20 protein-coding genes, 1 tRNA gene and 2 pseudogenes are annotated in these 23,185 nt (G+C 68.5%); 6 read left to right on the top strand and 17 right to left on the bottom strand.

Annotated features, from left to right (window positions below):
- Positions 1–104: 104 nt before the first annotated feature.
- Positions 105–189 (bottom strand): annotated as a pseudogene (locus AC07AB_RS03595) (nucleotide exchange factor GrpE); the annotation flags it as partial.
- Positions 186–2,054, bottom strand: coding sequence for a molecular chaperone DnaK (gene dnaK / locus AC07AB_RS03590; RefSeq protein ID WP_478559319.1), 1,869 nt, complete (start codon positions 2,052–2,054; stop codon positions 186–188). The gene dnaK and the pseudogene AC07AB_RS03595, both read right to left, overlap by 4 nt.
- A gap of 297 nt (positions 2,055–2,351) precedes the next feature.
- Between dnaK and AC07AB_RS03585 the strand changes: the two genes are divergently transcribed.
- The 3 genes from AC07AB_RS03585 (at position 2,352) to AC07AB_RS03575 (ending at position 5,950) form a co-directional block, all read left to right on the top strand.
- Positions 2,352–4,631, top strand: a complete 2,280-nt coding sequence (locus tag AC07AB_RS03585) for a heterodisulfide reductase-related iron-sulfur binding cluster (protein ID WP_478559316.1) — start codon at positions 2,352–2,354, stop codon at positions 4,629–4,631.
- 121 nt (positions 4,632–4,752) lie between these two features.
- The gene (locus tag AC07AB_RS03580) at positions 4,753–5,325 is read left to right on the top strand and encodes a Uma2 family endonuclease (RefSeq protein WP_478559313.1); all 573 of its coding nucleotides are present in this window, start codon (positions 4,753–4,755) and stop codon (positions 5,323–5,325) included.
- Between the two features lie 130 nt (positions 5,326–5,455).
- Entirely contained in the window at positions 5,456–5,950 is a 495-nt protein-coding gene (locus AC07AB_RS03575) for a MarR family winged helix-turn-helix transcriptional regulator (RefSeq protein WP_478559310.1), read from the top strand.
- 67 nt (positions 5,951–6,017) lie between these two features.
- On the opposite strand, the gene AC07AB_RS03570 is transcribed toward AC07AB_RS03575, so the two are convergent.
- From AC07AB_RS03570 to AC07AB_RS03510, 13 genes and pseudogenes are all read right to left on the bottom strand, one after another.
- Positions 6,018–6,983, bottom strand: coding sequence for a hypothetical protein (locus AC07AB_RS03570; RefSeq protein ID WP_478559307.1), 966 nt, complete (start codon positions 6,981–6,983; stop codon positions 6,018–6,020).
- Positions 6,984–7,210: 227 nt separating this feature from the next.
- Positions 7,211–9,781: an ABC transporter permease gene (locus AC07AB_RS03565; protein WP_478559305.1), complete on the bottom strand. Its 2,571-nt coding sequence runs from the start codon at positions 9,779–9,781 to the stop codon at positions 7,211–7,213.
- A 262-nt stretch (positions 9,782–10,043) separates the two neighbouring features.
- Positions 10,044–10,868, bottom strand: coding sequence for an ABC transporter ATP-binding protein (locus tag AC07AB_RS03560; protein ID WP_478559739.1), 825 nt, complete (start codon positions 10,866–10,868; stop codon positions 10,044–10,046).
- Between the two features lie 288 nt (positions 10,869–11,156).
- Positions 11,157–11,834: a response regulator gene (locus AC07AB_RS03555; RefSeq protein ID WP_478559736.1), complete on the bottom strand. Its 678-nt coding sequence runs from the start codon at positions 11,832–11,834 to the stop codon at positions 11,157–11,159.
- 32 nt (positions 11,835–11,866) lie between these two features.
- A complete protein-coding gene (locus tag AC07AB_RS03550) occupies positions 11,867–13,543 on the bottom strand; it encodes a sensor histidine kinase (RefSeq protein ID WP_478559302.1) in 1,677 nt (558 codons plus the stop codon).
- Positions 13,544–13,629: 86 nt separating this feature from the next.
- The gene (locus tag AC07AB_RS03545; RefSeq protein WP_478559300.1) at positions 13,630–13,887 is read right to left on the bottom strand and encodes a DUF397 domain-containing protein; all 258 of its coding nucleotides are present in this window, start codon (positions 13,885–13,887) and stop codon (positions 13,630–13,632) included.
- Between the two features lie 73 nt (positions 13,888–13,960).
- A complete protein-coding gene (locus AC07AB_RS03540) occupies positions 13,961–14,947 on the bottom strand; it encodes a sugar phosphate isomerase/epimerase family protein (RefSeq protein ID WP_478559298.1) in 987 nt (328 codons plus the stop codon).
- A 110-nt stretch (positions 14,948–15,057) separates the two neighbouring features.
- Complete coding sequence (locus tag AC07AB_RS03535; RefSeq protein WP_478559295.1) at positions 15,058–16,713, bottom strand: RNA polymerase sigma factor; 1,656 nt, start codon at positions 16,711–16,713, stop codon at positions 15,058–15,060.
- Positions 16,714–16,985: 272 nt separating this feature from the next.
- Entirely contained in the window at positions 16,986–17,261 is a 276-nt protein-coding gene (locus AC07AB_RS03530; RefSeq protein ID WP_478559292.1) for a hypothetical protein, read from the bottom strand.
- A gap of 15 nt (positions 17,262–17,276) precedes the next feature.
- A pseudogene (locus AC07AB_RS03525) lies at positions 17,277–17,943 on the bottom strand (transposase).
- Between the two features lie 267 nt (positions 17,944–18,210).
- A complete protein-coding gene (locus AC07AB_RS03520; RefSeq protein WP_478559289.1) occupies positions 18,211–18,399 on the bottom strand; it encodes a DUF397 domain-containing protein in 189 nt (62 codons plus the stop codon).
- A 27-nt stretch (positions 18,400–18,426) separates the two neighbouring features.
- A complete protein-coding gene (locus AC07AB_RS03515) occupies positions 18,427–18,627 on the bottom strand; it encodes a DUF397 domain-containing protein (RefSeq protein WP_478559286.1) in 201 nt (66 codons plus the stop codon).
- Positions 18,628–18,638: 11 nt separating this feature from the next.
- Positions 18,639–19,478, bottom strand: a complete 840-nt coding sequence (locus AC07AB_RS03510) for a helix-turn-helix domain-containing protein (protein WP_478559283.1) — start codon at positions 19,476–19,478, stop codon at positions 18,639–18,641.
- A 245-nt stretch (positions 19,479–19,723) separates the two neighbouring features.
- Here AC07AB_RS03510 and AC07AB_RS03505 point away from each other — a divergent pair, with 245 nt between their 5' ends.
- Both AC07AB_RS03505 and AC07AB_RS03500 read left to right on the top strand, forming a co-directional pair.
- Complete coding sequence (locus tag AC07AB_RS03505) at positions 19,724–20,188, top strand: ATP-binding protein (RefSeq protein ID WP_478559280.1); 465 nt, start codon at positions 19,724–19,726, stop codon at positions 20,186–20,188.
- Between the two features lie 102 nt (positions 20,189–20,290).
- Positions 20,291–21,388 (top strand): Yip1 family protein, encoded by a 1,098-nt coding sequence (locus AC07AB_RS03500; RefSeq protein WP_478559277.1) that lies wholly within the window; start codon positions 20,291–20,293, stop codon positions 21,386–21,388.
- 94 nt (positions 21,389–21,482) lie between these two features.
- On the opposite strand, the gene AC07AB_RS03495 is transcribed toward AC07AB_RS03500, so the two are convergent.
- Together AC07AB_RS03495 and dcd are read right to left on the bottom strand one after the other, a co-directional pair.
- Positions 21,483–21,980, bottom strand: a complete 498-nt coding sequence (locus AC07AB_RS03495; protein WP_384384417.1) for a phosphoribosyltransferase — start codon at positions 21,978–21,980, stop codon at positions 21,483–21,485.
- A 28-nt stretch (positions 21,981–22,008) separates the two neighbouring features.
- Positions 22,009–22,584, bottom strand: coding sequence for a dCTP deaminase (dcd, locus tag AC07AB_RS03490; protein ID WP_478559274.1), 576 nt, complete (start codon positions 22,582–22,584; stop codon positions 22,009–22,011).
- 491 nt (positions 22,585–23,075) lie between these two features.
- Between dcd and AC07AB_RS03485 the strand changes: the two genes are divergently transcribed.
- A tRNA-Gly gene (locus AC07AB_RS03485) sits at positions 23,076–23,149 on the top strand.
- Positions 23,150–23,185: the final 36 nt, after the last annotated feature.

The following is a 23,185-nucleotide window of genomic DNA, read 5'->3' as shown; positions in this document are numbered from 1 at the left end:
GGTGAGGGGGGGGGGGAGAAGGGGTGGGTATTGGGGGGGGGCGGCAGATCTTCCCACATTTCCCCCCCCTCCTACCCCCCTCCTCCCTCCTCTCCCCCCCCCCCCGGCGCCCTGCGCCGCATCGTCAGGGGCTGCGGCGTCGGAGGGGACGTCGGGCTTCTCCTCGAAGCCCGGGGTCTCCTCGGTCACGCCGCACCGTCCTTCTTGGGCTTCTCGTCGTCGACGATCTCGGCGTCCACGACGTCCTCATCGGCGGACTTGGCCTGCTCGCCGCCGGGGGCAGCGCCCTCGGCGCCCGCACCGGCCGCGCCGGCGCCGTCCTGGGCGCCCGCGTACATCGCCTGGCCCAGCTTCTGGCTGACCGCGGCGACCTTCTCGGTCGACTCGCGGATCGCGGCGGAGTCCTCGCCCTTGAGCTTCTCCTTCAGGTCGGCCACGGCGGTCTCGACCTCGGTCTTGACGTCGCCCGGGACCTTGTCCTCGTTGTCCTTGAGGAACTTCTCCGTCTGGTAGACGAGCTGCTCGCCCTGGTTGCGGGACTCGGCGGCCTCGCGGCGCTTGTGGTCCTCCTCCGCGTACTGCTCGGCCTCCTGGCGCATGCGGTCGACCTCGTCCTTCGGCAGCGAGGAGCCACCGGTGACGGTCATCCGCTGCTCCTTGCCCGTGCCGAGGTCCTTCGCGGCGACGTGCATGATGCCGTTGGCGTCGATGTCGAAGGTGACCTCGACCTGCGGGACGCCGCGGGGGGCCGGCGGCAGGCCGGTCAGCTCGAACATCCCGAGCTTCTTGTTGTACGCCGCGATCTCGCGCTCGCCCTGGTAGACCTGGATCTGCACGGACGGCTGGTTGTCCTCGGCCGTCGTGAAGATCTCGGACCGCTTGGTCGGGATCGTGGTGTTGCGCTCGATGAGCTTGGTCATGATGCCGCCCTTGGTCTCGATGCCCAGCGACAGCGGGGTGACATCGAGCAGCAGGACGTCCTTGACCTCGCCCTTGAGGACACCGGCCTGGAGGGCCGCGCCGATGGCGACGACCTCGTCCGGGTTGACGCCCTTGTTGGCGTCCTGGCCGCCGGTCAGCTCCTTGACGAGCTCCGCGACGGCGGGCATCCGGGTCGAGCCGCCGACGAGGACGACGTGGTCGATCTCGGACAGCGAGATGCCGGCGTCCTTGATGACGTTGTGGAACGGCGTCTTGCAGCGCTCCAGCAGGTCCGCGGTCAGCTGCTGGAACTGCGAGCGGGTGAGCTTCTCGTCCAGGTGCAGCGGGCCCTCGGCGGACGCCGTGATGTACGGGAGGTTGATCGTCGTCTCGGTGGACGAGGACAGCTCGATCTTCGCCTTCTCAGCGGCCTCACGGAGGCGCTGGAGGGCCATCTTGTCCTTGGCCAGGTCGACGCCGTGACCGTTCTGGAACTGCTTGACCAGGTAGTCCACGACGCGCTGGTCCCAGTCGTCGCCACCGAGGTGGTTGTCGCCGTTGGTGGCCTTGACCTCCACCACGCCGTCGCCGATCTCAAGGAGCGAGACGTCGAAGGTGCCGCCGCCGAGGTCGAAGACCAGAATGGTCTGGTCGTCCTTCTCCAGCCCGTAGGCGAGGGCGGCCGCGGTCGGCTCATTGACAATACGCAGGACGTTGAGGCCCGAGATCTCGCCGGCCTCCTTGGTGGCCTGGCGCTCGGAGTCGTTGAAGTACGCCGGGACGGTGATGACCGCGTCGACGACCTTCTCGCCGAGGTACGCCTCGGCGTCGCGCTTCAACTTCTGCAGGATGAAGGCGCTCATCTGCTGCGGGTTGAAGTCCTTGCCGTCGATGTTGATCTTCCAGTCGGTGCCCATGTGGCGCTTGACCGACCGGATGGTCCTGTCGACGTTGGTGACTGCCTGGCGCTTGGCGACCTCGCCGACGAGCACCTCGCCGTTCTTGGCGAAGGCGACGACGGACGGCGTGGTCCTGGCGCCCTCGGCGTTGGTGATGACGGTGGGCTCACCGCCTTCGAGAACACTGACGACGGAGTTCGTCGTACCCAGGTCGATGCCGACCGCACGTGCCATTTCGATCCTCCAGCTGACTTGAGTGGAACAGGCTCAAGAGTGCAACACCGATTCAAACCTGTCAACAGACCTGAGTCGAGCGCGCTCAACTTTTATACGGGCCTTATAGTCAGCGATGGTGATCGACGGCCCCCGAGCGCCCCACGGGCACCGTACGGAGCCGGCCGGGCGACACAGATCACCGGCCGGGCGACTTCATGGCACCGCCGATACTGGGTAACCTCAGCGCAGACCCACAAAGTTACCGCTTAGTAATCCCAGTAGTCCCCCGCTCTCGCAGGCCCGAGGAGCCATTCCATGCAACTCGCCGCGATCATCGTGTCGCTGGTCCTCATCGTGGTGGGCGTCGCGCTGTTCGGCCGTGCCATCGCGCAGATCTACCGCTTCGTGAGGCTCGGCCAACCCGTACCCGCCGGCTCCCGGACCGACGATCCCAAGCAGCGCACCATCACCGTGGCCAAGGAGTTCCTCGGCCACACCCGCATGAACCGCTGGGGCGTCGTCGGTGTGGCGCACTGGTTCGTGGCGGTGGGCTTCTTCTCGCTGCTGCTGACGATCGTCAACGCCATCGGCCAGCTCTTCAAGGCGGACTGGATCCTGCCGGTCATCGGCGACTGGGCCCCGTACAACGTCTTCGTCGAGTTCCTCGGCCTGATGACGACGCTCGGCATCCTGACCCTGATCGTCATCCGCCAGCTGAGCCGCCCCGGCGACGCGGGCCGCAAGTCCCGCTTCGCGGGCTCCAACTTCGGACAGGCGTACTTCGTCGAGGCCGTCATCCTCATCGTCGGCGTCTGCATCATGACGCTGCACGCCCTGGAGGGCGCCCAGCACCACGTGGACGGCTACGAAGCCTCGTTCTTCGCCACGTACCCACTGGTCGCCGCCTTCAAGGGGATGAGCCTCGGGGCGCTGCAGAACCTCACCTACCTCTTCGCGATGATCAAGATCGCGACGTCCTTCATCTGGATGATCACGGTCGCGCTCAAGACCGACATGGGCGTGGCCTGGCACCGCTTCCTCGCCTTCCCCAACATCTGGTTCAAGCGCGAGGCGGACGGCGACGTCGCGCTCGGCGCGCTCCAGCCGATGGTCAGCGACGGCGTGCCGATCGACTTCGAGGACCCGGACGAGAACGCCCAGTTCGGCGTCTCGCAGGTCGAGCACTTCTCCTGGAAGGGCATCCTCGACTTCTCCACCTGCACCGAGTGCGGCCGCTGCCAGTCCCAGTGCCCCGCCTGGAACACCGGCAAGCCGCTCTCCCCCAAGCTCCTGATCATGGCGCTCCGCGACCACTCCCACGCCAAGGCCCCGTACCTGCTGGCGGGCGGCGGCAAGGACGAAGAGGGCAATGAGAAGGCGAGTGCGGAGCAGCTCGCGGACGTGCCCGCGGCGGCCCTCGCCGAGGCCGAACGCCCCCTGATCGGCACGCTGGAGGAGAACGGGGTCATCGACCCCGACGTCCTGTGGTCCTGCACCACGTGCGGCGCGTGCGTCGAGCAGTGCCCGGTCGACATCGAGCACATCGACCACATCGTCGACATGCGCCGCTACCAGGTGATGATCGAGAGCTCCTTCCCGTCCGAGGCGGGCACGATGCTCAAGAACCTGGAGAAGAAGGGCAACCCCTGGGGCCTGGCGAAGAAGCAGCGGCTCGCCTGGACCAAGGAGGTCGAGTTCGAGATCCCCGTCGTCGGCAAGGACGTCGAGGACCTCACCGAGGTCGACTACCTGTACTGGGTCGGCTGCGCGGGCGCCCTGGAGGACCGGGCCAAGAAGACGACGAAGGCGTTCGCCGAACTGCTCCACATCGCGGGCGTCAAGTTCGCCATCATGGGCGGCGACGAGGCGTGCACCGGCGACTCGGCCCGCCGGCTGGGCAACGAGTTCCTCTTCCAGCAGCTGGGCCAGCAGAACGTGGACATGCTGAACATGGCCTTCGGCGAGTCCGACGAGGGTGAGGACGGAGCCGAGGCCGTCAAGGTCGAGAAGTCCAAGAAGAAGATCGTCGCGACCTGCCCGCACTGCTTCAACACGATCGCCAACGAGTATCCGCAGCTGGGCGGCGAGTACGAGGTCGTCCACCACACCCAGCTGCTCCAGCACCTCGTGGACGAGGGCAAGCTGGTCCCGGTGACGCCGGTCGAGGGCCTGATCACGTACCACGACCCGTGCTACCTGGGCCGCCACAACAAGGTCTACACACCGCCGCGCGAGATCATCGCCAAGGTCCCGGGGCTGCGCAACGAGGAGATGCACCGCCACAAGGAGCGCGGCTTCTGCTGCGGCGCGGGCGGCGCGCGCATGTGGATGGAGGAGCGCATCGGCAAGCGCGTCAACAACGAGCGCGTGGACGAGGCCCTCTCCCTCAACCCGGACATCGTCTCCACCGCCTGCCCCTTCTGCCTCGTCATGCTGACCGACTCGGTCAACGGCAAGAAGAACGACGGCAAGGCCAAGGAGTCCATCCAGGTGGTGGACGTCGCCCAGCTGCTGCTGGAGTCGGTCAGGACCCCGGCGGACCCGGCGGGTGAACCGGAGAAGGCGGACGAGCCGGAACCGGAGCCGGTGAAGTAACGCCGGAGCCTGTACGTGCCCGACGGCCGGTCCCTCGCGCATCGCGGGGACCGGCCGTTGTCGTAGGTGCGTGGGACTATGAGCATGTACTGAGCCCACGCCCAACAGACGGAGCCGGATCGTGGACTACGCCAAGATGCGCGCTATCGCCGAAGAACTCCTCCAGCACGCCCCCGATACCGTGCAAGCCATTGAGATCGGCGGCCACGACCTCGTGATGATGATGTCCCCGTCACGGCCGCACGAACTCATCGCGATGCGACTGCGCCGTCAGTTCGACCGCCAACTGGCCGAGGGCCTCGTGGCACACACGGGTGGCGAAGTGGAGGACCCCGCGATCGGCAGGCTCCGCCGACCCGATCTCCTCGTCGTCTCGGAGGAAACATTCGCCGAAGAGACCATGGCGCCCTTTAACCCGAGGGACCTGGAACTGGTCGCCGAGATCGTCTCTCCCTCGAACCACGCCAACGACTACGCGCATAAAATGCAGGACTACCCGGCCATGGGCATCCCCCTCTATCTGCTGGTCGATCCGCGCAAGGGCACCGTCGCGGTCATGTCCGATCCCGGTACCGGCGCCGACGGCCAACCCCGCTACCGGGCCCGCCACGACTACGTGTTCGGCGACAAGGCAGCCGTTGGGCCATGGACGATCGACACGTCGGAACTTCCCCTGTACGGCCCGGCTGAATAGGCGTCACGCGCGCAGTGGCCATCCGCTTGACCTAAACCTTGGTTCAACTTCTAGCGTCGTAGGAGCTGATCGCGAACGAGCGCGAGACGCCCTCGGGTCGCACCCGAACCAACCGCAAAGGTGAAGCCTCATGACGACGCCCGCCACCCCCGTAACCGCCCCTTCGCCCGCCGACCCCGAAGCGACGGACGAGGTCCTGGCCTGGCAGCCGATCGGCTACTGGAGCGGTGTCGCCCACCAAGCGGTGATCAAGCACATCCGGGACGCGATGGCGCGTCAGGGCATCACCCAGCCCCAGTGGTGGATCCTCAACCAGCTGGACGGCAGCCCCACCGGCCGGACGCGCGAGGAGCTGGCCGACCGGCTCGCGAGCGTCGCCGACGGTCCGTACGAGATCTCCCGCTCGGTCGACCTGCTCCGCCACCAGGAGCTGCTGGCCCCCGCCGACGACGGCCGCCTCCACCTCACCGACGCCGGCCGCGCCGCCAAGGCCCGTATCAAGCAGCTCGTCACAGACCTCCGCACCGAGCTGCACGAGGGCATCACCGACGAGGAGTACGTGGCCGCCCTCAAGGTCCTCCGCCGCATGATCCGCAACACGGGCGGCACGGACGCGCTGCGCTGACGGGGCCGCGCCCGGCGGGCTGTGGCCGCCGGGCGCGGCGTCTGCGGCGATCTCTCAGGGCGATCTCTCAGGCAGCAGTGCAGTGTTTCTGCGCGTCGACGCGCACCTTGCGCCCGGTGAACTCCTCCAGGACGGCGATGTTCTCCGGCGCGTAATTCGTCGCCGTGATCTTGTCGGCGTCCTTGCTGCCCAGCTTGCCGGTGTAGGGCGCGGACTTCTCCAGCCAGTAGGCGGTGCGCAGGAACTGCGTCAGGACCAGGTCGCGCAGCTTGGGCTCGGCCTTGATCCTGGCCCAGTAGTCGGGGTGCCGGTCCTTGGCGACGCGCAAGTAGAGCAGCAGATACCGCAGGTTGGTGGCGGCGATGTCCCGGGCGTTACTGGCGCCGACCCCCTTGATGTACTCCTGGAGCACCGTCACCGCAGGCAGGCCGGTCAGCCCCGCGTTCTGCTCCGCCAGCACCCCCTGGAGGAGGTAGGAACCCTGCGTGCCGTCCCGCAGGTAGATGTCGTCCATGGAGGCGGAGAGCCTGTCCTTGATCAGCGGCAGGATCTCCTTGCGGGCGAAACCGCCGTGCACCGGCACCGTCAGCGCCTGCTGACCGCCGTTGATCCACGCCGCGATGCTGACGTCCCACTTGGTCCGGGACGGGTCGAGGTCCCACATGTGGGTCTCCTCGTGGATCGCCACCATCATCGACTCGGCGAACCCCTCGAAACTCCGCTTGTTCACGAACTGGTCCCAGTACTTGTCCTTCGCCTGGGCGACCGCCAGCCCCTCCCCGCTGGGCCAGCGCCGCTTGTACACGGCCTGGAGGGTCCGCATCCAGTTGGAGGAGTTGAAGGCCGCCTTCAGGTCGCCGACGTCGGCGTTGGGCTGCGACGGTTCGCCGTAGCAGTAGGGCTCGGCGGCACGGCCGAGACCGGACTCCCCGGAGGGGCCGGCCGACGCGGAACCGGACGCGGCCACGGTGCCCGCCCCCAGGGACAGGACAAGACAGACGGTCAACAGGCGGGGGGAATGTCTACGGCTCACGAGGACCTCGTCTCGAAGCTACTGCGTGGGGATCCGGCCGGGCCGGGCGCCGCACCGCCCGTCGCCCACCGAACCTACTGACCCGCACGCCCCGCGCCCACTGCCATCACGCCATAGCATCCGGGCATAGGCTCCCCGGCCTCGGAAATCCCCGGTGAACGGAGGCTTGGACCCGACGCCTTGAGGGCCGGGTCCAAGCCTCCGCGTCGGAGGTCCGGTCGCCTCCCTCACACCTCCGCGACCGCTTCCAACGGGCTCAGCGCGGCGGCCCGTCGGGCGGGCAGCGCGGACGCGGCGACGCCGACGGCGAGGGAGAGCAGGACCACGAGGGCGAGGGTGCCCCAGGGGAGGGCGAAGGAGTACTGCGGGATCGCGCCGTTGGCCAGTCCGCTCACCTTCCACGCCCCGAACAGCCCGCCGGCCAGCCCGAGCAGGGTGCCGAAGGCGGCGACGCAGACGGCCTCCAGGCGGATCATGCGGCGGACGCCGGAGCGGTCCATGCCGATGGCGCGCAGGACCCCGATCTCACGGGTGCGCTCCGAGACCGACATGGCGAGGGTGTTGACCATGCCGAGCGCGGAGATCAGTACGCCGATGGCGAGCAGCCCGAACACCATGGTCATCAACTCCCCGGCGACGCCCGCCTGTTCCTGGATGAGCTGGGCACGGTTTTGGACCTTCAGCAGCGGGCTGCCGCCCACGGCGGCACGCAGGCGCTTCTCCAGGTCCTTGGAGACCGTGCCATCGGTGGTGCGGACCAGGACGCGCTGCACGGAGTCGCGCAGGTAGCCGTGTTTCTGCACGTCGGCGCGGTAGCCGAGGACGTCCTCGGCGGTGGGGTTGTCCTGGTAGACGCCGACGACGGTGTAGGTCTCGTCGCGGTCGCCGGCTCCGGGGCCGATGCTCGCCTTGACCTGCTGGCCGGTGGTGACGTGGTGGTCGCGGGCGAAGCCGCGGGAGACGGCGAGCCTGCCGGGTCCGAGGTCCTTGGCGGAACCGCTCAGGTAGTGGAGCCCCATCACGTCGTCCACGGTCTTCGGGTCGACCCCGGAGATGCTCTTGACGAGGGGCCCGGCGGCGATGGTGGAGTCGGCCACGGCGGAGGCGGTCCGTACACCGGGCACGTCGGCGACCCGCCGGACGGCGGCGGAGTCGACGGCGGTGGTGGTGGAGCGGGTGCTGATGACGTAGTCCGCGCTCAGTCCGGCGGCGGCCTGGGCGTCCAGGGCCACGCTCGTGGACTGGTTCACGACGGCGAGGCCGGAGACCAGCGCCGTACTGATCATCAGGGCGACGGCGGTGGCGGCGGTACGGCGCGGATCGCGCAGGGTGTTCTCGCGGGCGAGGTCGCCCACGACGCCGAAGCGGGTGAAGAGCCGGCCGAGGGAGCGGATCACCGGACCGGCGAGCAGCGGGGCCAGGACGATCAGACCGGCCACGAGGATGCCGCAACCGAACATCGCGGTTTGGAGGTTGGCGTCGGTGGCGCTCGTCGCGTCGCTCAGCGAGAACAGCAGCCCCACGCCCAGGGCGGCCAGGACCAGGCCGACCGCCCCGCGGATGCGGGAGACCATGACGGACGGCGGCTGTTCGGCCGTACGCATCGCCTCTACGGGAGCGATCCGCGCCGCGCGGCGCGACGGCAGCCAGGCGGCGAGCACGGTGACGCCGACGCCCACGGCGAGCGAGGCGAGGACCGCGGTCGGGCCGATCACCAGCGGTCCGCTGGGCAAAGGCTCGCCGGACGTCTCCAGTACGTCCGGCAGCACCGTGGCCACGCCCAGGCCCAGTACGAACCCGAGTACGGACGCGGCGAACCCGACCAGGGCCGCTTCGGCGAGGACCGAGCGGACCACCTGGCGGCGGGTGGCGCCGATCGCCCGTAGCAGCGCGATCTCGCGGCTGCGGCGCGCCACGAGCATGGTGAAGGTGTTGACGATGAGGAACGTGCCGATGAACAGGGAGACGGCGGCGAAGAGCATCGGAAGGCGCTCGTAGCTCTTCGTCTTGGTCCCGATGAAGAGGGACTGCTGGTCGGCCAGACCGGCAGCGGTGGTGGCCTCGGCGCGGCCGGCCGGCAGCACGGCGGCGACCCGTTCGGACAGCTGGAACTGGTCGGTGCCCGGCGTGGCGGTCAGGTCCATCCCGCTGTAGCGCCCCGGCGCGGTGAACAGCTTCTGGGCGGTGGCCTTGTCGAACAGCGCCAGGGTGGTGCCCCCGGCGTTCACCTTGCCGTCCTTGGTGGACACCAGGCCCACCAGACGCGGCTTGAGGACCGGCCCGTCACTGGCGAGCGTGACGGTGTCGCCGAGGGAGTAGCCGCCGGCCGCCGCGGTCCCGCGGTCCAGCGCGACCTCACCGCTGTCGCGCGGAGCACGGCCCGCCGTCAGCGGGTAGCGGCTGTCCTCGCCGTCGGGGCCCGGTACGTAGGCGGCGCCGGACCCGCCCGCCGGGCTGTCGCCGTGCATCGGCGTGCCGTCCTTGGCGGCCAGGGTGGCCGAACCGTTCACCTCCGGGCGGACGGAGGCGACACCGGGAACGGCGGACAGCTTCCGCGCCAGGGCGTCGTCCAGAGCTCCGTACTCCTCGCCGACGGCGTCGCCCGGACGGAATTTCGGGCTCACGCTCACGGCGATGTCCGCGTAGTTCTTGGACATGGAGGCGCGGTAGGCGGCGGTGGTGGAGTCGGCGAAGACCAGGGAACCGGAGATGAACGCGACGCCGAGGCAGACCGCGAGCACGGTCATGATCAGTCGGGCCTTGTGCGCGAGCACGTTGCGCAGGGCTGTTCGCAGCATGGTGGGCCTTCGATGTATTTCGATGTATGGGGAGACACGCGGGAAGGCGTGCGGGGAGTCGTACGAGGGGCCGTACGAGGTGGTCGTACGAGGGGTCGTACGAGGAAGGGGCACGGGGAGCCGTACGCGGAAGGGATCGGGGAGGCGGCGTACGGGGAGGGGGACGGCGGCCCGGTGAGCGCGGCGCGGTCAGCGAGCCGTCGGCGGTACGGTCAGCAGGACCGTCAGCCGTACGGTCAGCAGAGCCCGTCAGCCGTACGGTTCAGCGGGCGCGGTGGCCCTGGGACTCGAACGCGAGCATCCGGTCGAGCACGGCGTCGGCGGTCGGCTCGTACAGCTCGTCCACCAACCGCCCGTCGGCGAGGAAGACCACGCGGTCGGCGTGCGCGGCGGCGACCGGGTCGTGGGTCACCATCACCACCGTCTGCCCCAGTTCCCGCACCGAATCGCCCAGGAAGCCCAGCACCTCCGCGCCGGAACGGGAGTCGAGGTTGCCGGTCGGCTCGTCGGCGAACACGATCTCCGGCCGGGACACCAGCGCGCGGGCGACGGCGACGCGCTGCTGCTGGCCGCCGGAGAGCTGGGCCGGGCGGTGCGCGAGGCGGCCGGCGAGCCCCACGGTGGCGACGACGGTGTCCAGCCAGGCCGCGTCGGGCCGCCGGCCGGCGAGGCGCAGCGGGAGCGTCATGTTCTCCAGCGCGGTCAGGGTGGGCAGCAGGTTGAAGCCCTGGAAGACGAAGCCGACCTTCTCCCGCCGCAGTGTGGTGAGTTGACGGTCATTCAGCGATGCCAGCTCGACATCACCGATCCGGGTCGAACCCGAGGTCGCCGGGTCGAGGCCCGCCATGCAGTGCATCAGCGTCGACTTGCCGGACCCGGACGGCCCCATGACCGCGGTGAACCGGGCCCGCGCGAACTCCACGGACACCGAGTCCAACGCGGTGACCTGGGTCTCGCCCTTCCCGTACGTCTTGGTCAGACCGGTGGCACGGGCGGCCGATCCGGTGCCGGGGGCACCGGGAGAACCGGGAGAACCGGGAGAGCCAGGAGAGCCAGGAGAGCCGGGAGCTCCGTGGGAAACGAACATCTGCGACATGAGGACTCCGCCTGGGGGCCTGGGGAACGGCGGCCCGCGACCGTCGCGCGGGCTGGGGGGACGTACCCAGCATCACGCCTCCCGCCTGCGGAAACGTCGTTCCGTAGGCGGTAGTTGAGCTCTGCCGAAGAGGAGAGTACGAGCCGCCCGCCCCTGCCTTTCGGCAGACCTTCGCCCACCCGTTCTCTGCCGTTGGTCGGGCCCGCGGCACTGCCGGGAGGGTGCCGACCGAACGCGCCCCTCACGCGCTCACGCCGCACAGTGCCGAACAGGCAGAGATCAGGGACACAGCCCGGCGCGGTGTGCGAGGAGGGCCGCCTGCACCCGGCTCGTCGATCCAGTCTTCTCCAGGATCGCGCCCACGTGCGTCTTCACCGTGCCGATGCCGATGGCCAGCCGTTCCGCGACGTCCTGGTTGGACAGCCCCTCGCCGAGCATCGCCAGCACCTCCCGCTCGCGCCCGGTGAGCCGCGCGATCCGTTCGTCCCGCGCGGCCGAGTCGTCGGCGCGCGACGCACCGCCGCGCAGCATCCGGGCGATCACCGACCCGGTGACCCCGGGCGAAAGCACCGCGTCGCCGGCCGCCGCGGCCCGGACCGCGCTGATCAGTTCCTGCGGCCCCTCGTCCTTGAGCAGGAACCCCGAGGCGCCGTCCCGCAGCGCCCGCAGCACGTTCTCCTCGTCGCCGAAGGTCGTCAGCATCACCACGCGCGGCGCCGGATCGAGCGCGAGCAACGGCCGGATCGCGGCCAGCCCGTCGCACTTGGGCATCCGGATGTCCACCAGGGCGACATCCGGGCGGTGCGCGGCGGCCTCCTCGACCGCCCGGTGCCCGTCGGCGGCCTCGGCGACCACGTCGATGCCGTCGGCATGCCGCAGGATCAGCCGCACCCCGTGCCGGATCATCGCCTCGTCGTCGGCGAGCAGGACACGGATCGGCTGTACGGGCCCGGTCATCCGGACAGGCTCCGTCATCCGGACAGGCTCGGTCATGGGGTCTCCCAGGGCGAGGCGTCCCGTACGGACGGGACGGTGAAACGGTCGATGGAGATGAGATGCCGCGAGGCGTCGAAGCAGTACCGGGTGACGGCGAACTCGCCGGGCCGGGGGCCACGGCCGGCGGGCGGGAAAACGCAGCCCGCGGTACCGGCAGGCCGCGGCGGTTCATGCCCGGTGGCCGCGGCGCGTTCGGCCGCGCTGTCGTAGACCCCCTTCAGCTCCTGGTACGACATCCCGAGGCGCGGCTCCGGAGGCGGGGTCAAGTGCCTCGGCTGGCCGTACACCAAGGCGATCGCGAGCGCCATCAGCACCCACAGCCCCACCGCCCCGAGGCCGAACGTCAGCACTCTTGCGGTGCGCGGCCCGCGCGACAGCGCCGCCGCGTCGTCGCTCGCGGCCGACACGGAAGCCCTCGCGCCGCCCCCGAACTGATTCCCGGCGACGGCGTCGTCCGGTTCCGCCGGGATGGCCGCGATCACCCGGAATCCGCCGGACGGCAGCGCGTCGGCGTCGAAGGCGCCGCCGAGCAGTTCGACCCGCTCACGCAGGCCGGTCAGCCCGCGCCCCGTACCGGCCTCGGACGGTGCGCCGGACGAAGCGGGCGGCGCCCCATTGCGCACCGTCACCCGCACCGTCCGGTCGTCGTGCTCGACCCGCACGGCGACATGGGCGGCCGTCGCGTACCGATGTACGTTCGTCAGCGCCTCCCGCACCACCCGGTGCACCGCGCGCCGCACCCGCGCCGGGCATCCGTCGAGGTCAGGGCCGCTCCACTCCAGCCGTACGCCGATCCCGCCGTCACGGGACTCCGCGACCAGCGCCTCGACGTCCGCCCGGGTGCCGGTCGCGTCGGTGAGCGCGTCCGGGCCCGTGTCCCGCCCGAGCGGGCCGAGAACCCCGAGCGCCTGCCGCAGTTCGCCCATCGCGTCCCGAGTGGCCCGCCGGACGAGCACCGCCTCCTCGCGCAGCTCCGGCGCGGCCCGGTCGAGGGCGAGCTCCAGGCCGCCGGCGTGCAGCGAGACGAGACTGAGCCGGTGGCCCACCAGATCGTGCATCTCGGCGGCGATCCGGGCCCGCTCGTGGGTACGGGCCTCACTGTCCGCGAACCGGCGCGCCCGCTCGGCCTCGTCACCGCGTTCGCGCAACGCCCGCAACAGCCGCGCCTGCTGCCCGTACACCGTTCCGACCAGGCCCGGCACGACCACGGCGGTCGCCGCCAGCACCACCCCGAGCTCCAGGCCGTAAACGGCCGTCCCCGCACCGACCGAAGAGCCGGTCGCCAACCCCGACGCCATGACCAGCAAGCTCGCGCCGCCGAGCCGCCGGGTCCGGTGGCGCGGCCGAACCGTGCCGAGCGCCACCGTGTACGCGGTGGCCGCCAGCACCGGACCGACGACGGGCGCCGCCCCGGCGAGAACGGCGAGAACCAGGAGTACGGCATCGGCCCCGCGCCGCCGCAACGGAAAGAGCCCCACAGCGACCCCGACCGCACCCACCTGAAACCAGACGTGCGGCAGATTCCACAGCCCCCGTGCGACCGCGAACAGACCCAACGCGGCAACCGCCACCCCGACCGTCTCCGCGACGCCCCGGCCCACTCCCCCCGGACGCGCCACGGCCTCCGGCGGAGGGCGGACGGAACGGCGGAAACGGCTGGTAAGGGGCACGCCACCCAGTATCGATCGCTACGGACGCGCATTCGTGGACCTCAGGACCGATCCGCCCCTCTGCCTTTCGGCAGAGCCGACCGTGCCTATGCGCGGTGTTCCGCCTGGCCTGCCTTTACGGTCCGCAGAAGCGAGCGCAGGGCGGCTGGGGTGGCGGCGATGACGTCGCTGGGGGCGTCGCTCTCACGGAACCACACCATGCCATCGACAGCGGCTAGTTCAAGGCAGTTCGCCCCGTCACCGCCCGCAGAGTAGGAGGACTTCTGCCAGTTGAGCTCACTGGGTGTTTCGTCGGGCGAACGGCCAAGGCCGGTGGTGGACAAGGGGGGTCTGCCCTTCTCCACTACCGGTGGTCCACACAGGATCTGCGTTCACGATTCCCTCGGCATCACCGAATCCGCACCGGCCAGAGGCCGGTCACCTTTGTTCAGGGCTCTGCTGGCTTCGGTGGTCGTCTGACGGTTCCTGAGGGTCGAGTTCGGTGATGATCAAAGGCTTCAGAGTGTGGGCGGCGATGCGCAGGCCCTGCAGGATCTGGTCGAGGGCGCCGCCCCAAACGGGGTCTTCGTGTTCGACGGCGATGTCGCCGGTGTATCCGGCCGAGTAGAGGGTGTCGATGATCTCGTTCCAGTCGAGTTGCCCGCGGCCGGGGACGCGGTAGCGCCACCAGCCGACATCTGTGGGAGAGGCCCGTCCGACAGTCTTGCCGAAGACGCCGTAGCGGGTGCGGGCCCGCTCGTCGATCTGAATGTCCTTGGCCTGAACATGGCCGACGATGCCGGCGTCCAGGGCGTGTCGGAGAGCGTCAAGGGGATCGATGCCCAGCCAGGGCAGATGGGAAGGATCGTAGGTAAGGCCGAAGCCCAGGTCGGCCATCCAGTCCCACAGTTCGGGCGAATAGGCGAGATTGGCGGGGTAGCCGTCGGGGTGCCATCCCTCCATCGGGCAATTCTCTGCCAGCAGCGTCACGCCCCGGTCGGTCGCGTATCGGACCAGTGGGGGTAGATACCTTTCGGCCTGCTTGAGGTTGTCGGCGATCGGCAGGGAGATGTCGCGGCCGATGAACGTGGTGACCTTGCGGACACCCAGGGTCGCGGCCGTGTCGATGCAGGCCCGTAGATGCCGGTGGACGAGGTCGCGCTCGGCCCGGTCACCGCGCAGGTTGTTGTCGCAGTAGGTCACCGCGGAGATGGTCAGGCCGTGAAAGGCCATCAGTTCGCGCACGCGGTCGGCGTCGGCGGCGGTGAAGTCGGCTACGTCCAGGTGGGCAGCCTGGTGGATGTGCTCGCTGCCGACTGGCCAGGTCGCCACCTCCAACGACTGGTATCCGGCCCGCGGAGCCCAGGCGGCGATCTGTTCCAACGACATCTGGCCGAGCGCGGCCGTCAGCAGTCCAAGCCTCATGGTTTACCTCACTGTCAGCGGTTCCCGTTCGAAAACGAGTTGAGTGTCGTCCTATCCACGACGACGGACCTCGAACCGGGGCCAACTGGCCCCGGTTCGAGGTTGCTTGGTCACAGATCGGGGGGCAACTCGCCGAAGCGGCCCGCTTCCTGAACTCGGCGAAGCCAGTCGAGCCAACGAGCTGTGTCTCGGCTCATGGGATAGTTCAGGCCGTGCCGACGGGCCTGAATGCGCAGGATCTCTTCGAGGTCCTGGACCGCTACACCGAGTCGGCGACTGTTACGCGCTTCGCCCAGCACCTTGGCCACGATGCGGTATTTGCAGGACTCCAGAGTGTCGGAGTGATGGTCCGACTGGACCCGTGCCCGCCCCTCGGACACGCCCTGCAGCAGGGCAAGCGCCTCCTCCCATCGTCGAGCCGCCAAGAGCACCTTCGCTTGGGAGTGCCCCGCGTCGAGAGTGTCGGCATGGTCTTCGCCGAGCCCACCGATCCGGCCGGAAATGACGGAGGTGTAGACGCACACCGACTCATCCACCTTGCCCAGCAGGCTCAGCAGCCAGCCCTTCCTGCACTGCACGTGCAGCGGCATCCCGACACCACGTGACCGCTTCAGGCGGGCTTCCAGAGCACAGAACCCCGCCTCGGTATCACGCAATCGTCCCTGCCCCACCAGAGCCCAGTGAAGCAGCAACTCCGTCCGGGGGTCGGCAGCGCCGAACACTTCCCGCTCGCCCTCGCACAACCTCCCCAGTACCGTCTCGGCCTTCTGATACCAGCCAAGCTCGGACAACGCCTCGGCTCGGGCACGTCGCACCTCGAACACGACCGGCCTGGACGCCTCCGGGCGTCGATAGGCCAGGGACCTCAGATGCGGGGCGGCAACCCGGATCAGATCCAGGGCAGTGTGCTCCTCCCGATCCGCGGTCAATTCCTCCGCCAGCCTGGCCGTCCTCATCAGGACGATCGACGAACTCTCGACGCTGAGCTTCCCAGCCGGACACTTGCGCAGCCGCTCCCGCCACTCGGCAATCGCCGTCCGGATCTCCTGTCGATCGTCAGGGCTCATCATCCGCAGGTCCCTGCCGTGAGCCGTCAATGATTCCGAGTCCGCCACGATGTCGGTCGGCGCCGGCCATGGAGCGGGCGGAGCCAGATAGCCTTCGAGGACACGGCGGGCCTTGGCCTTACGGTTCGACACCTTCTTCGACTTGATGCCGAGGTGCTCGGCGATCTCCCCGGTGGAAGCACCGTCCAGATGCCGGGCCAGTACGGCGGCGGTGAGGCTGTCCAGCGGTTTGAGGGCGCTCACCACATCGATGGTCTGGGCCACCGGTTCGGCAAGCCCCGGATCGGTCTGCTCATCCGGCGGCGCCGAATCGACCAGTGTCCCCTTGGTGCGCAAAGACCCCCGGTACTTGTTCCGTGCCACCCGGCGGAGCCAGGCCTGCGGGTTCCTGATCTCAGCCCACTGGCCGCTCAAGACGTACTTCCATACCTCGAGGAAGGCCTCTTGAGCGGCGTCCTCCGCGTCCTCCCGGCTGGCACCCGTCACAGCCCGCACCACGGCCTCGAACGCGACACTGGGGTAGACCAGAACGTCCAGTTGCATCGCCGCCGCCCTGGCCACCGGGTCGGAACTCCCTCCGTCGGCGGCCGGCAGGACCTTGCGCCACGCCCGGCCCCCCACGTACCGGGCCACCACCTCTATCGCCCCAGCGATCGTCTGCGCGCCAGCAGCCAGCGTAACTATGGTTTCCTCGTCCATGATCCGGGATCTCCCTGTTCGGCCCGCCAGGGCCACCCTTATGGTGCGCCCAACGGCAGCGGGCTGGCATAGATATGAGTTGGGATTCCTTGGTCATCCCTAAGACACACGCTGTGACTTGAGACACACCACGAAAAGGATGTGCGCTGAACAGATAAGCCCGCAGAACGCGGCCCCGCTCCGCTAAGGAAAAGGCTCGGCGCCCAGGCCAGAGCCTCGGGCGCCGAGCCCTTTCGCTTCATCCGACACGGGTCACCATGACCGGACCGCTTTCACGCCGCTTCGGCCCGCTCGAATGCCGGGTTCGCCGGGGGCGCGAACCACACGATCCGTGCCGTCACCCCGGGTTCTCGGCCGAACCAGCAGACGGTCTGCTCGGGCGAGTTGAGTCTGTACTGCGTACGGCCTTCAGCGCTGACTACGTGGACACGCCCGTCCTCATGGGCCAGCCCCCAGGCGACGACTCCCCCGTCCGGGTCCTCCGTGTCCGTATCCCATTCCTGAACAACGGCGAGGAAGCGGGGTGCTTCAGTTACTGGGTGTTTCATCCCTGGTTTTGAGGGTCAGGTTCCGCGCCAGGTGGGGGTGGCTTCGCTGGCGAGTCGGCGGGTCATGAGGTTGATCATCGCGAGTTGGATCATGGCTTCGGAGCGGGCGGGCAGGGCTTCGTACGGGCCAGGCGGCGGTGGTTCATGAGCCGGCCCAGGGTGCGTTCGACGGCCCAGCGACGAGGCTGAATGGCGAATCTCCTGGTGGCCGGGGGCGGCGGACCATCTCGACGTCGATGCCCAAAGTTGCGCCATGCTCGACGACGGCGTTCTTATAGCCCATGGCGTCCCAGGCTTTGCGGATGGTGGGGTGCTCGGCGGAAACGCTGGTCAGCAGCTGTCGGCCGACGGTGCCGTCCTGCACGCTCGTGGCGGTGACCAGCACTGCCGGCAGCAGGCCGAGGGTGTCGGTGATGATGCTCCGCTTCCTGCCTGCGACCTTCTTGCCGACGTCGATGCCAGGCCGTTGAGCTTTTGAACACGCCGTCCTTCTGCCAGCGGGCGAATTAGGCGTACACGGTCTGGTGCGGCGGGTAGCCGTGTGGGAGGCAGCGCCAGGGGATGCCGGTGCGATCGACGTACAGGATCGCGTCGAGCAGGTCACACAGGCGGTCAAGGTGGGCTCCACCAGAACCCAGCGGGCGTCGGACAGGTCGCTCGGATACGGTCGGCGTTCCGTCATGACGTCTGCGTACCGCTGATTTTCCAGCCTGCCCAGAGACCGCGTCGACTGACGGGAAAATACCGCACAGCGTGGCCTCTTGGGATGAGACAGGAGGAAGAACACATTCCCGCGGCATCTCATCGGCAAGTGACGCTTCTGACACCACCACCACCGTGGTCACACCGAGGAAGCCAAGACTGCAACCGGAGAACTCCCAGCAACCGGCACCTTCCAGGGGAAAAGGCCTAATCAGCGAACATCTCTACTCCTTTCATGTATCCAGCATCAAGCACCGGCCGCCTTCACGGCCCGTATGAATGCCCGCAGAGCGGTCGGAGCAGCGGCGATGACGTCGCCGGGGACGTCGCTCTCACGGAGCCACACCTCGCCGTCGACAGCAGCCAGTTCGAGACAGGCGTTCCCGTCTCCCCCGCCGGAGAAGGAGGATTTCTGCCACTCGATAGCCCTTGCCATTGCCTCACCCCTCATAGGCCGTTCACCTCAAGCGAGTCGGCCTGACTCGCGCGCCTTTATGGTCCGAAGAAGCGCACGGAGCGCAGCCGGAGTGGCCGCAATGAAGCCACCGGGGGCATCGCTCTCACGGAGCCATACCAGGCCATCGACAGCGGCTAGTTCAAGGCAGTTCGCCCCGTCACCGCCCGCAGAGTAGGAGGACTTCTGCCATTCGATGGCCTTTGCCATTTCCTTGCTCCTCACAGTTCATCCACCATCCGCCGCAAGAAGACCCGCGACTCGTCGACCTCTAGTGCTGCCGCTTCCACCTTGTGGAAGACCTTGACGAACCTCGCGATCTGCGGCTGCGCATCCATAAAGATTCCACCGAGGAGAGCGTCGCGTTGCACGGTGTCGAGCTGGGGAACTGGGCCTCCAACATGCAGCATCGAACAGTTGGCTCCGGCAAAGCCATCAACGTTGAAAGGGATTACACGCACGGAGATGTTGCCCATCTCGGATAGATCGAGAATCAACTCGATCTGTTCGCGGGCGAGTTTGCTGTCCATCACCTTGAACCTCAGGGCAGCTTCATGAATCACGACCTCGTACCCAATCGGTGAGTCCCCGGTAATGATCCGACGCCGCCGCATGCGATGCGCGACGCGAGGTTCGATCTCCGACTGCGGAAGTTCCGGCACCATGTACCCAAAAACGGCCCGCGCATAGTCCTCGGTCTGCATAAGACCGGGAACGCTGACAACCTCAACGGACCGCAGGAACGTCGCGTGATGCTCCAACTCGGCCAGGTCCAAGAAACCCGACGACAGAACGCCCCGGTACTCCTCCCACCACCCCCGCCCACGCTCCGTCGCTATGGCGACCAGTGCATCGATCAAATCGCCATCGGCGCAGGCATAGTTCGACGCCAGTCGGCGGACTCGCTCCTCACTGACTCCGGCCTTGCCCGACTCCACATGGCTCATGTGCATCGGGTTGGTTCCCAACAGCCCGGCGGCCTCGCGCGCGGTCATGCCCGCCGCTTCACGCAACTTCCGTAGCTCGGCGCCCAGTCGCTGCTGACGGGCAGTGGGCTGCATCCTCGGCGGCATAGATCCCTTCCTCCACGGCTGTTGGAAGTCTGGCGTGCCGCAGTGCCAGGGGTCCAGTCACACCCGAGCAATATCCGTCACTAGCTTGTGACGTCACAACCTAGTCCCCTACAGTACGTGACGCGTCACTCACACAGTGCTCGCCGGTAAGCCGGAAGCGCACCGCGTCCGCGCGCCCAGCGCGGGTCGCGACAACGCCACCGCACGGCGCCCCCCACCGTACGGAGACCCGTATGTCCAACTCCGCTTATGAAGACGAGAATTGGGACTACACCCTCTACGTCCCGCACGACACCCGCGCAGCGGCCATCGCCCGTGCGACCTTGCGAGCGGTGCTCACCCTCCACGACCTCCCCGATCTCATCGACCGGGCCGAACTGCTCGCGACCGAACTGCTGTCCAACGCGCTCCGCCATACGGACGGACCGGCATCGATGCGCCTGTGGTGGTCGCACGGAAAACTTCGCATCGGAGTCTGGGACACGGACCCCACCCCTCCCCACCTCCAAGAGACAGCGGAGACAACCGACGAGGAAACCGGGCGCGGCCTCCAGCTCGTGACGCTCTGCTCGGACGACTGGGGCTGGTACGGGCTCGGGGAGGAGTTCTTCGGGTTCAAGGGCAAGTACGTATGGTGCGATCTGACGGGTGAGGGGCCACTCGCCGCCACCGTGCCGAGGCACCTGACCAGCGCGTGAACCCTCAGTTTTCCCTTAGGGGATGTCACAGCTCGGCAGCAATGCCGGGCTGTCCGCCCAGGCCCGGCACCGTGGTTCGACAGAACGGGTACGTTCGAAAGCGTGGCTGGATTCAGGAGCGGACGCGGACGGGACTCCCAGTCCGCACAGCAAGGGCAGCAGCGCCCCGGGCAGCAGCAGAACCCACCCCCGGCGCAGCCGCCGTACGGGCGCCCGTACGGCGGTCGGCAAGGAGGTGGTGACGGCGGCGGCCAGGGTCAGCAGTGGCAGCAATCGCGGGGCCAGGGTGAGCCGGAGTACTTCGGCGGCCCGCCGACGGCGTACGGACAGGGGCCGGGCCAAGGACAGGGACAGGGGCCGGGGCAGAACCAGCCCCATGACCCGCGCTACGGGCAGGGCCATGGCCAAGGCCAGGGACAAGGCCAGGGCCAGGGCCAGGGGCAAGGGCGGCAGGGGGACAACCCGGGCCACACGCAGCAGTTCAGCGTGGGGGAAGGCCCCGGCGGCCACGACCCGTACGGCGGGCAGGCGCCGTACAACGACGGCGCGTACAACCAGGGGTACAACCAGGGCCCGCACGACGACGGTCCGTACAACGACGGCGGATACGCCGGTGGCGACACCTACCGCGCCGGCCAGGCGCCCCCGCCGCCCGTCGGCCCGCGGTTGCCGTGGAAGGACCTGCTGAGCGGAATCGTGCTGCGGCCGAGCGCGACGTTCTGGCAGATGCGCGACCACTCGATGTGGGCGACCGCGATCACGGTGACGTTCATCTACGGACTACTGGCCGTCTTCGGCTTCGACAAGGCCCGCCAGGATGTGCTGAACGCCACGCTGTCCAACAGCATCCCGTGGGTGCTGACCACGGCGGTGATCGTCGTCATCGCGAGCCTGATCCTGGGCATGGTGACGCACACGCTGGCGCGGCAGCTGGGCGGTAACGGGGAGTGGCAGCCGACGGTGGGCCTGTCGATGCTGCTCATGTCGCTCACGGACGCGCCGCGGCTGCTGTTCGCGATGTTCCTGGGCGGCGACAGCCCGTTCGTGCAGGTGCTGGGGTGGGCGACGTGGCTGGCGGCGGGGGCGCTGTTCACGTCGATGGTGAGCAAGTCGCACGACCTGCCGTGGCCGAAGGCGCTGGCGGCGTCGGCGATTCAGCTGGTGGCGCTGCTGACGATCATCAAGCTGGGCACGTTCTGACCTGACGCCTGACACCTGACACCTGATCCGTACGCGCGAGGGCCCGGCCGCCACAAACGGCAGCCGGGCCCTCGCGTACGTCCGTACGTACCGCCTACGCGTCGAGGATCTGGCCCTCACGCCGTACGACGGGCGGCTCGACGCTCCACGGGAAGTTGATCCAGTCCTCGGTGCGCTTCCACACGTACTCGCACTTCACGAGCGACTGCGGCTTCTCGTAGATGACGGCGCAGCGCACGTCGGCGACGTGGCCGGCGCAGAAGTCGTGGACGAGCTTGAGGGTCTTGCCGGTGTCGGCGACGTCGTCGGCGACGAGGACCTTCTTGCGGCTGAGGTCGACGACGTTGGGGACGGGCGGCAGCATGACCGGGAGCTCAAGGGTCTGGCCGACGCCGGAGTAGAACTCGACGTTCATGACGTGCAGGTTCTTGACGTCCAGGGCGTACCCGAGGCCGCCGGCGACGAAGAGGCCGCCGCGCGCGATGGACAGGATGATGTCCGGCTCGTACCCGTCGTCGGCGACGGTCTGGGCCAGTTCGCGGATGGCCTCGCCGAAGAGCGGATACGTAAGGTTCTCGCGCTTGTCACTCACTGCCGTGCTCTACCTGTTCCTCTGCGCTTCAGACCTGCGTGCGATGGAAATTCTGGAAGGAGCGGGAGGGCGTCGGCCCGCGCTGCCCCTGGTAACGGGAGCCGTACTTGGCGGAGCCGTACGGGAACTCGGTCGGCGAGGTCAGCCGGAACATGCACAGCTGGCCGATCTTCATGCCGGGCCACAGCTTCATCGGCAGGGTCGCGACGTTGGAGAGCTCAAGGGTGACGTGGCCGGAGAAGCCGGGGTCGATGAAGCCCGCGGTGGAGTGCGTCAGCAGGCCGAGGCGGCCGAGGCTGGACTTGCCTTCGAGGCGGGAGGCGACGTCGTCAGGGAGGGTGATGACCTCGTACGTCGAGGCGAGCACGAACTCTCCGGGGTGCAGGATGAACGCCTCGTCCCCCTCCGGCACGACCTCACGCGTCAGGTCCGCCTGCTCGACGGCCGGGTCGATGTGGGGGTAGCGGTGGTTCTCGAACACCCGGAAGTAGCGGTCGAGCCGCACATCGATGCTCGACGGCTGCACCATCGACTCGTCGTACGGTTCGATACGCACCCGACCGTTGTCGATCTCGGTCCGGATGTCCTTGTCTGAGAGAAGCACTCCACGAGAGTACGCGCACGCCACGGGCCCGGCCCAATCGGACCGGACCCGTGTGCCGCCCAGACGCGTGCGCTTGCTTGTCGCTGGTTTGCTCTATCGCTCCTCGGCAGTGACCGGCACGGAGTGCCGGAGCCGGGCGCATCGCGGACAGCGCAGAAGCCGCCCGGGGCCGATCCGTCCGGCATTGAGGTGCTGCATCGGGAACGAAGCGGTGCTGAACACGTGCCCTTCGGCACAACGGACGACGGTGCGCTCCATTGATTCCCTTTCCCCATGTACGTGAAAGACAAAAGCCACATTAGGGGATGGACCAGGCGCACTCACACGCGGCACTCCGACCGACTTCCGCGCCCACACCGTACGCCCCAACTCCCGCACCCCGCAGCCGCATCCCCACCGCCCCGACAGCACGAAACCCCACGGCAAATGCGCCGGGGGGCGGCCATGGGGTACAGTGTGCGACGGTACGACGCCCCGGCACGGGGCTTCACGCGGGTGTAGTTTAATGGTAGAACATGAGCTTCCCAAGCTCAGAGCGCGAGTTCGATTCTCGTCACCCGCTCCACGACAGACCCCCAGGCCGACGGCCCGGGGGTTGTTT

It is taken from the genome of Streptomyces sp. NPDC044033 (genome assembly GCF_056434425.1).
The sequence above is the reverse complement of the archived record's forward strand: the minus strand, read 5'-3'. Positions and strand labels throughout refer to the sequence as shown.

What these genes read in the sequence shown, in the direction of transcription:
- AC07AB_RS03555 (WP_478559736.1), bottom strand. Translation starts at nt 11,834, where the DNA reads ATGACCGGGCCCGTACAGCCGATCCGTGTCCTGCTCGCCGACGACGAG.
- AC07AB_RS03535 (WP_478559295.1), bottom strand. Translation starts at nt 16,713, where the DNA reads ATGGACGAGGAAACCATAGTTACGCTGGCTGCTGGCGCGCAGACGATC.
- AC07AB_RS03585 (WP_478559316.1), top strand. Translation starts at nt 2,352, where the DNA reads ATGCAACTCGCCGCGATCATCGTGTCGCTGGTCCTCATCGTGGTGGGC.
- AC07AB_RS03510 (WP_478559283.1), bottom strand. Translation starts at nt 19,478, where the DNA reads ATGCAGCCCACTGCCCGTCAGCAGCGACTGGGCGCCGAGCTACGGAAG.
- AC07AB_RS03575 (WP_478559310.1), top strand. Translation starts at nt 5,456, where the DNA reads ATGACGACGCCCGCCACCCCCGTAACCGCCCCTTCGCCCGCCGACCCC.
- AC07AB_RS03515 (WP_478559286.1), bottom strand. Translation starts at nt 18,627, where the DNA reads ATGGCAAAGGCCATCGAATGGCAGAAGTCCTCCTACTCTGCGGGCGGT.
- dnaK (WP_478559319.1), bottom strand. Translation starts at nt 2,054, where the DNA reads ATGGCACGTGCGGTCGGCATCGACCTGGGTACGACGAACTCCGTCGTC.
- AC07AB_RS03530 (WP_478559292.1), bottom strand. Translation starts at nt 17,261, where the DNA reads ATGAAACACCCAGTAACTGAAGCACCCCGCTTCCTCGCCGTTGTTCAG.
- AC07AB_RS03540 (WP_478559298.1), bottom strand. Translation starts at nt 14,947, where the DNA reads ATGAGGCTTGGACTGCTGACGGCCGCGCTCGGCCAGATGTCGTTGGAA.
- AC07AB_RS03560 (WP_478559739.1), bottom strand. Translation starts at nt 10,868, where the DNA reads ATGTTCGTTTCCCACGGAGCTCCCGGCTCTCCTGGCTCTCCTGGCTCT.
- AC07AB_RS03565 (WP_478559305.1), bottom strand. Translation starts at nt 9,781, where the DNA reads ATGCTGCGAACAGCCCTGCGCAACGTGCTCGCGCACAAGGCCCGACTG.
- AC07AB_RS03505 (WP_478559280.1), top strand. Translation starts at nt 19,724, where the DNA reads ATGTCCAACTCCGCTTATGAAGACGAGAATTGGGACTACACCCTCTAC.
- AC07AB_RS03520 (WP_478559289.1), bottom strand. Translation starts at nt 18,399, where the DNA reads ATGGCAAGGGCTATCGAGTGGCAGAAATCCTCCTTCTCCGGCGGGGGA.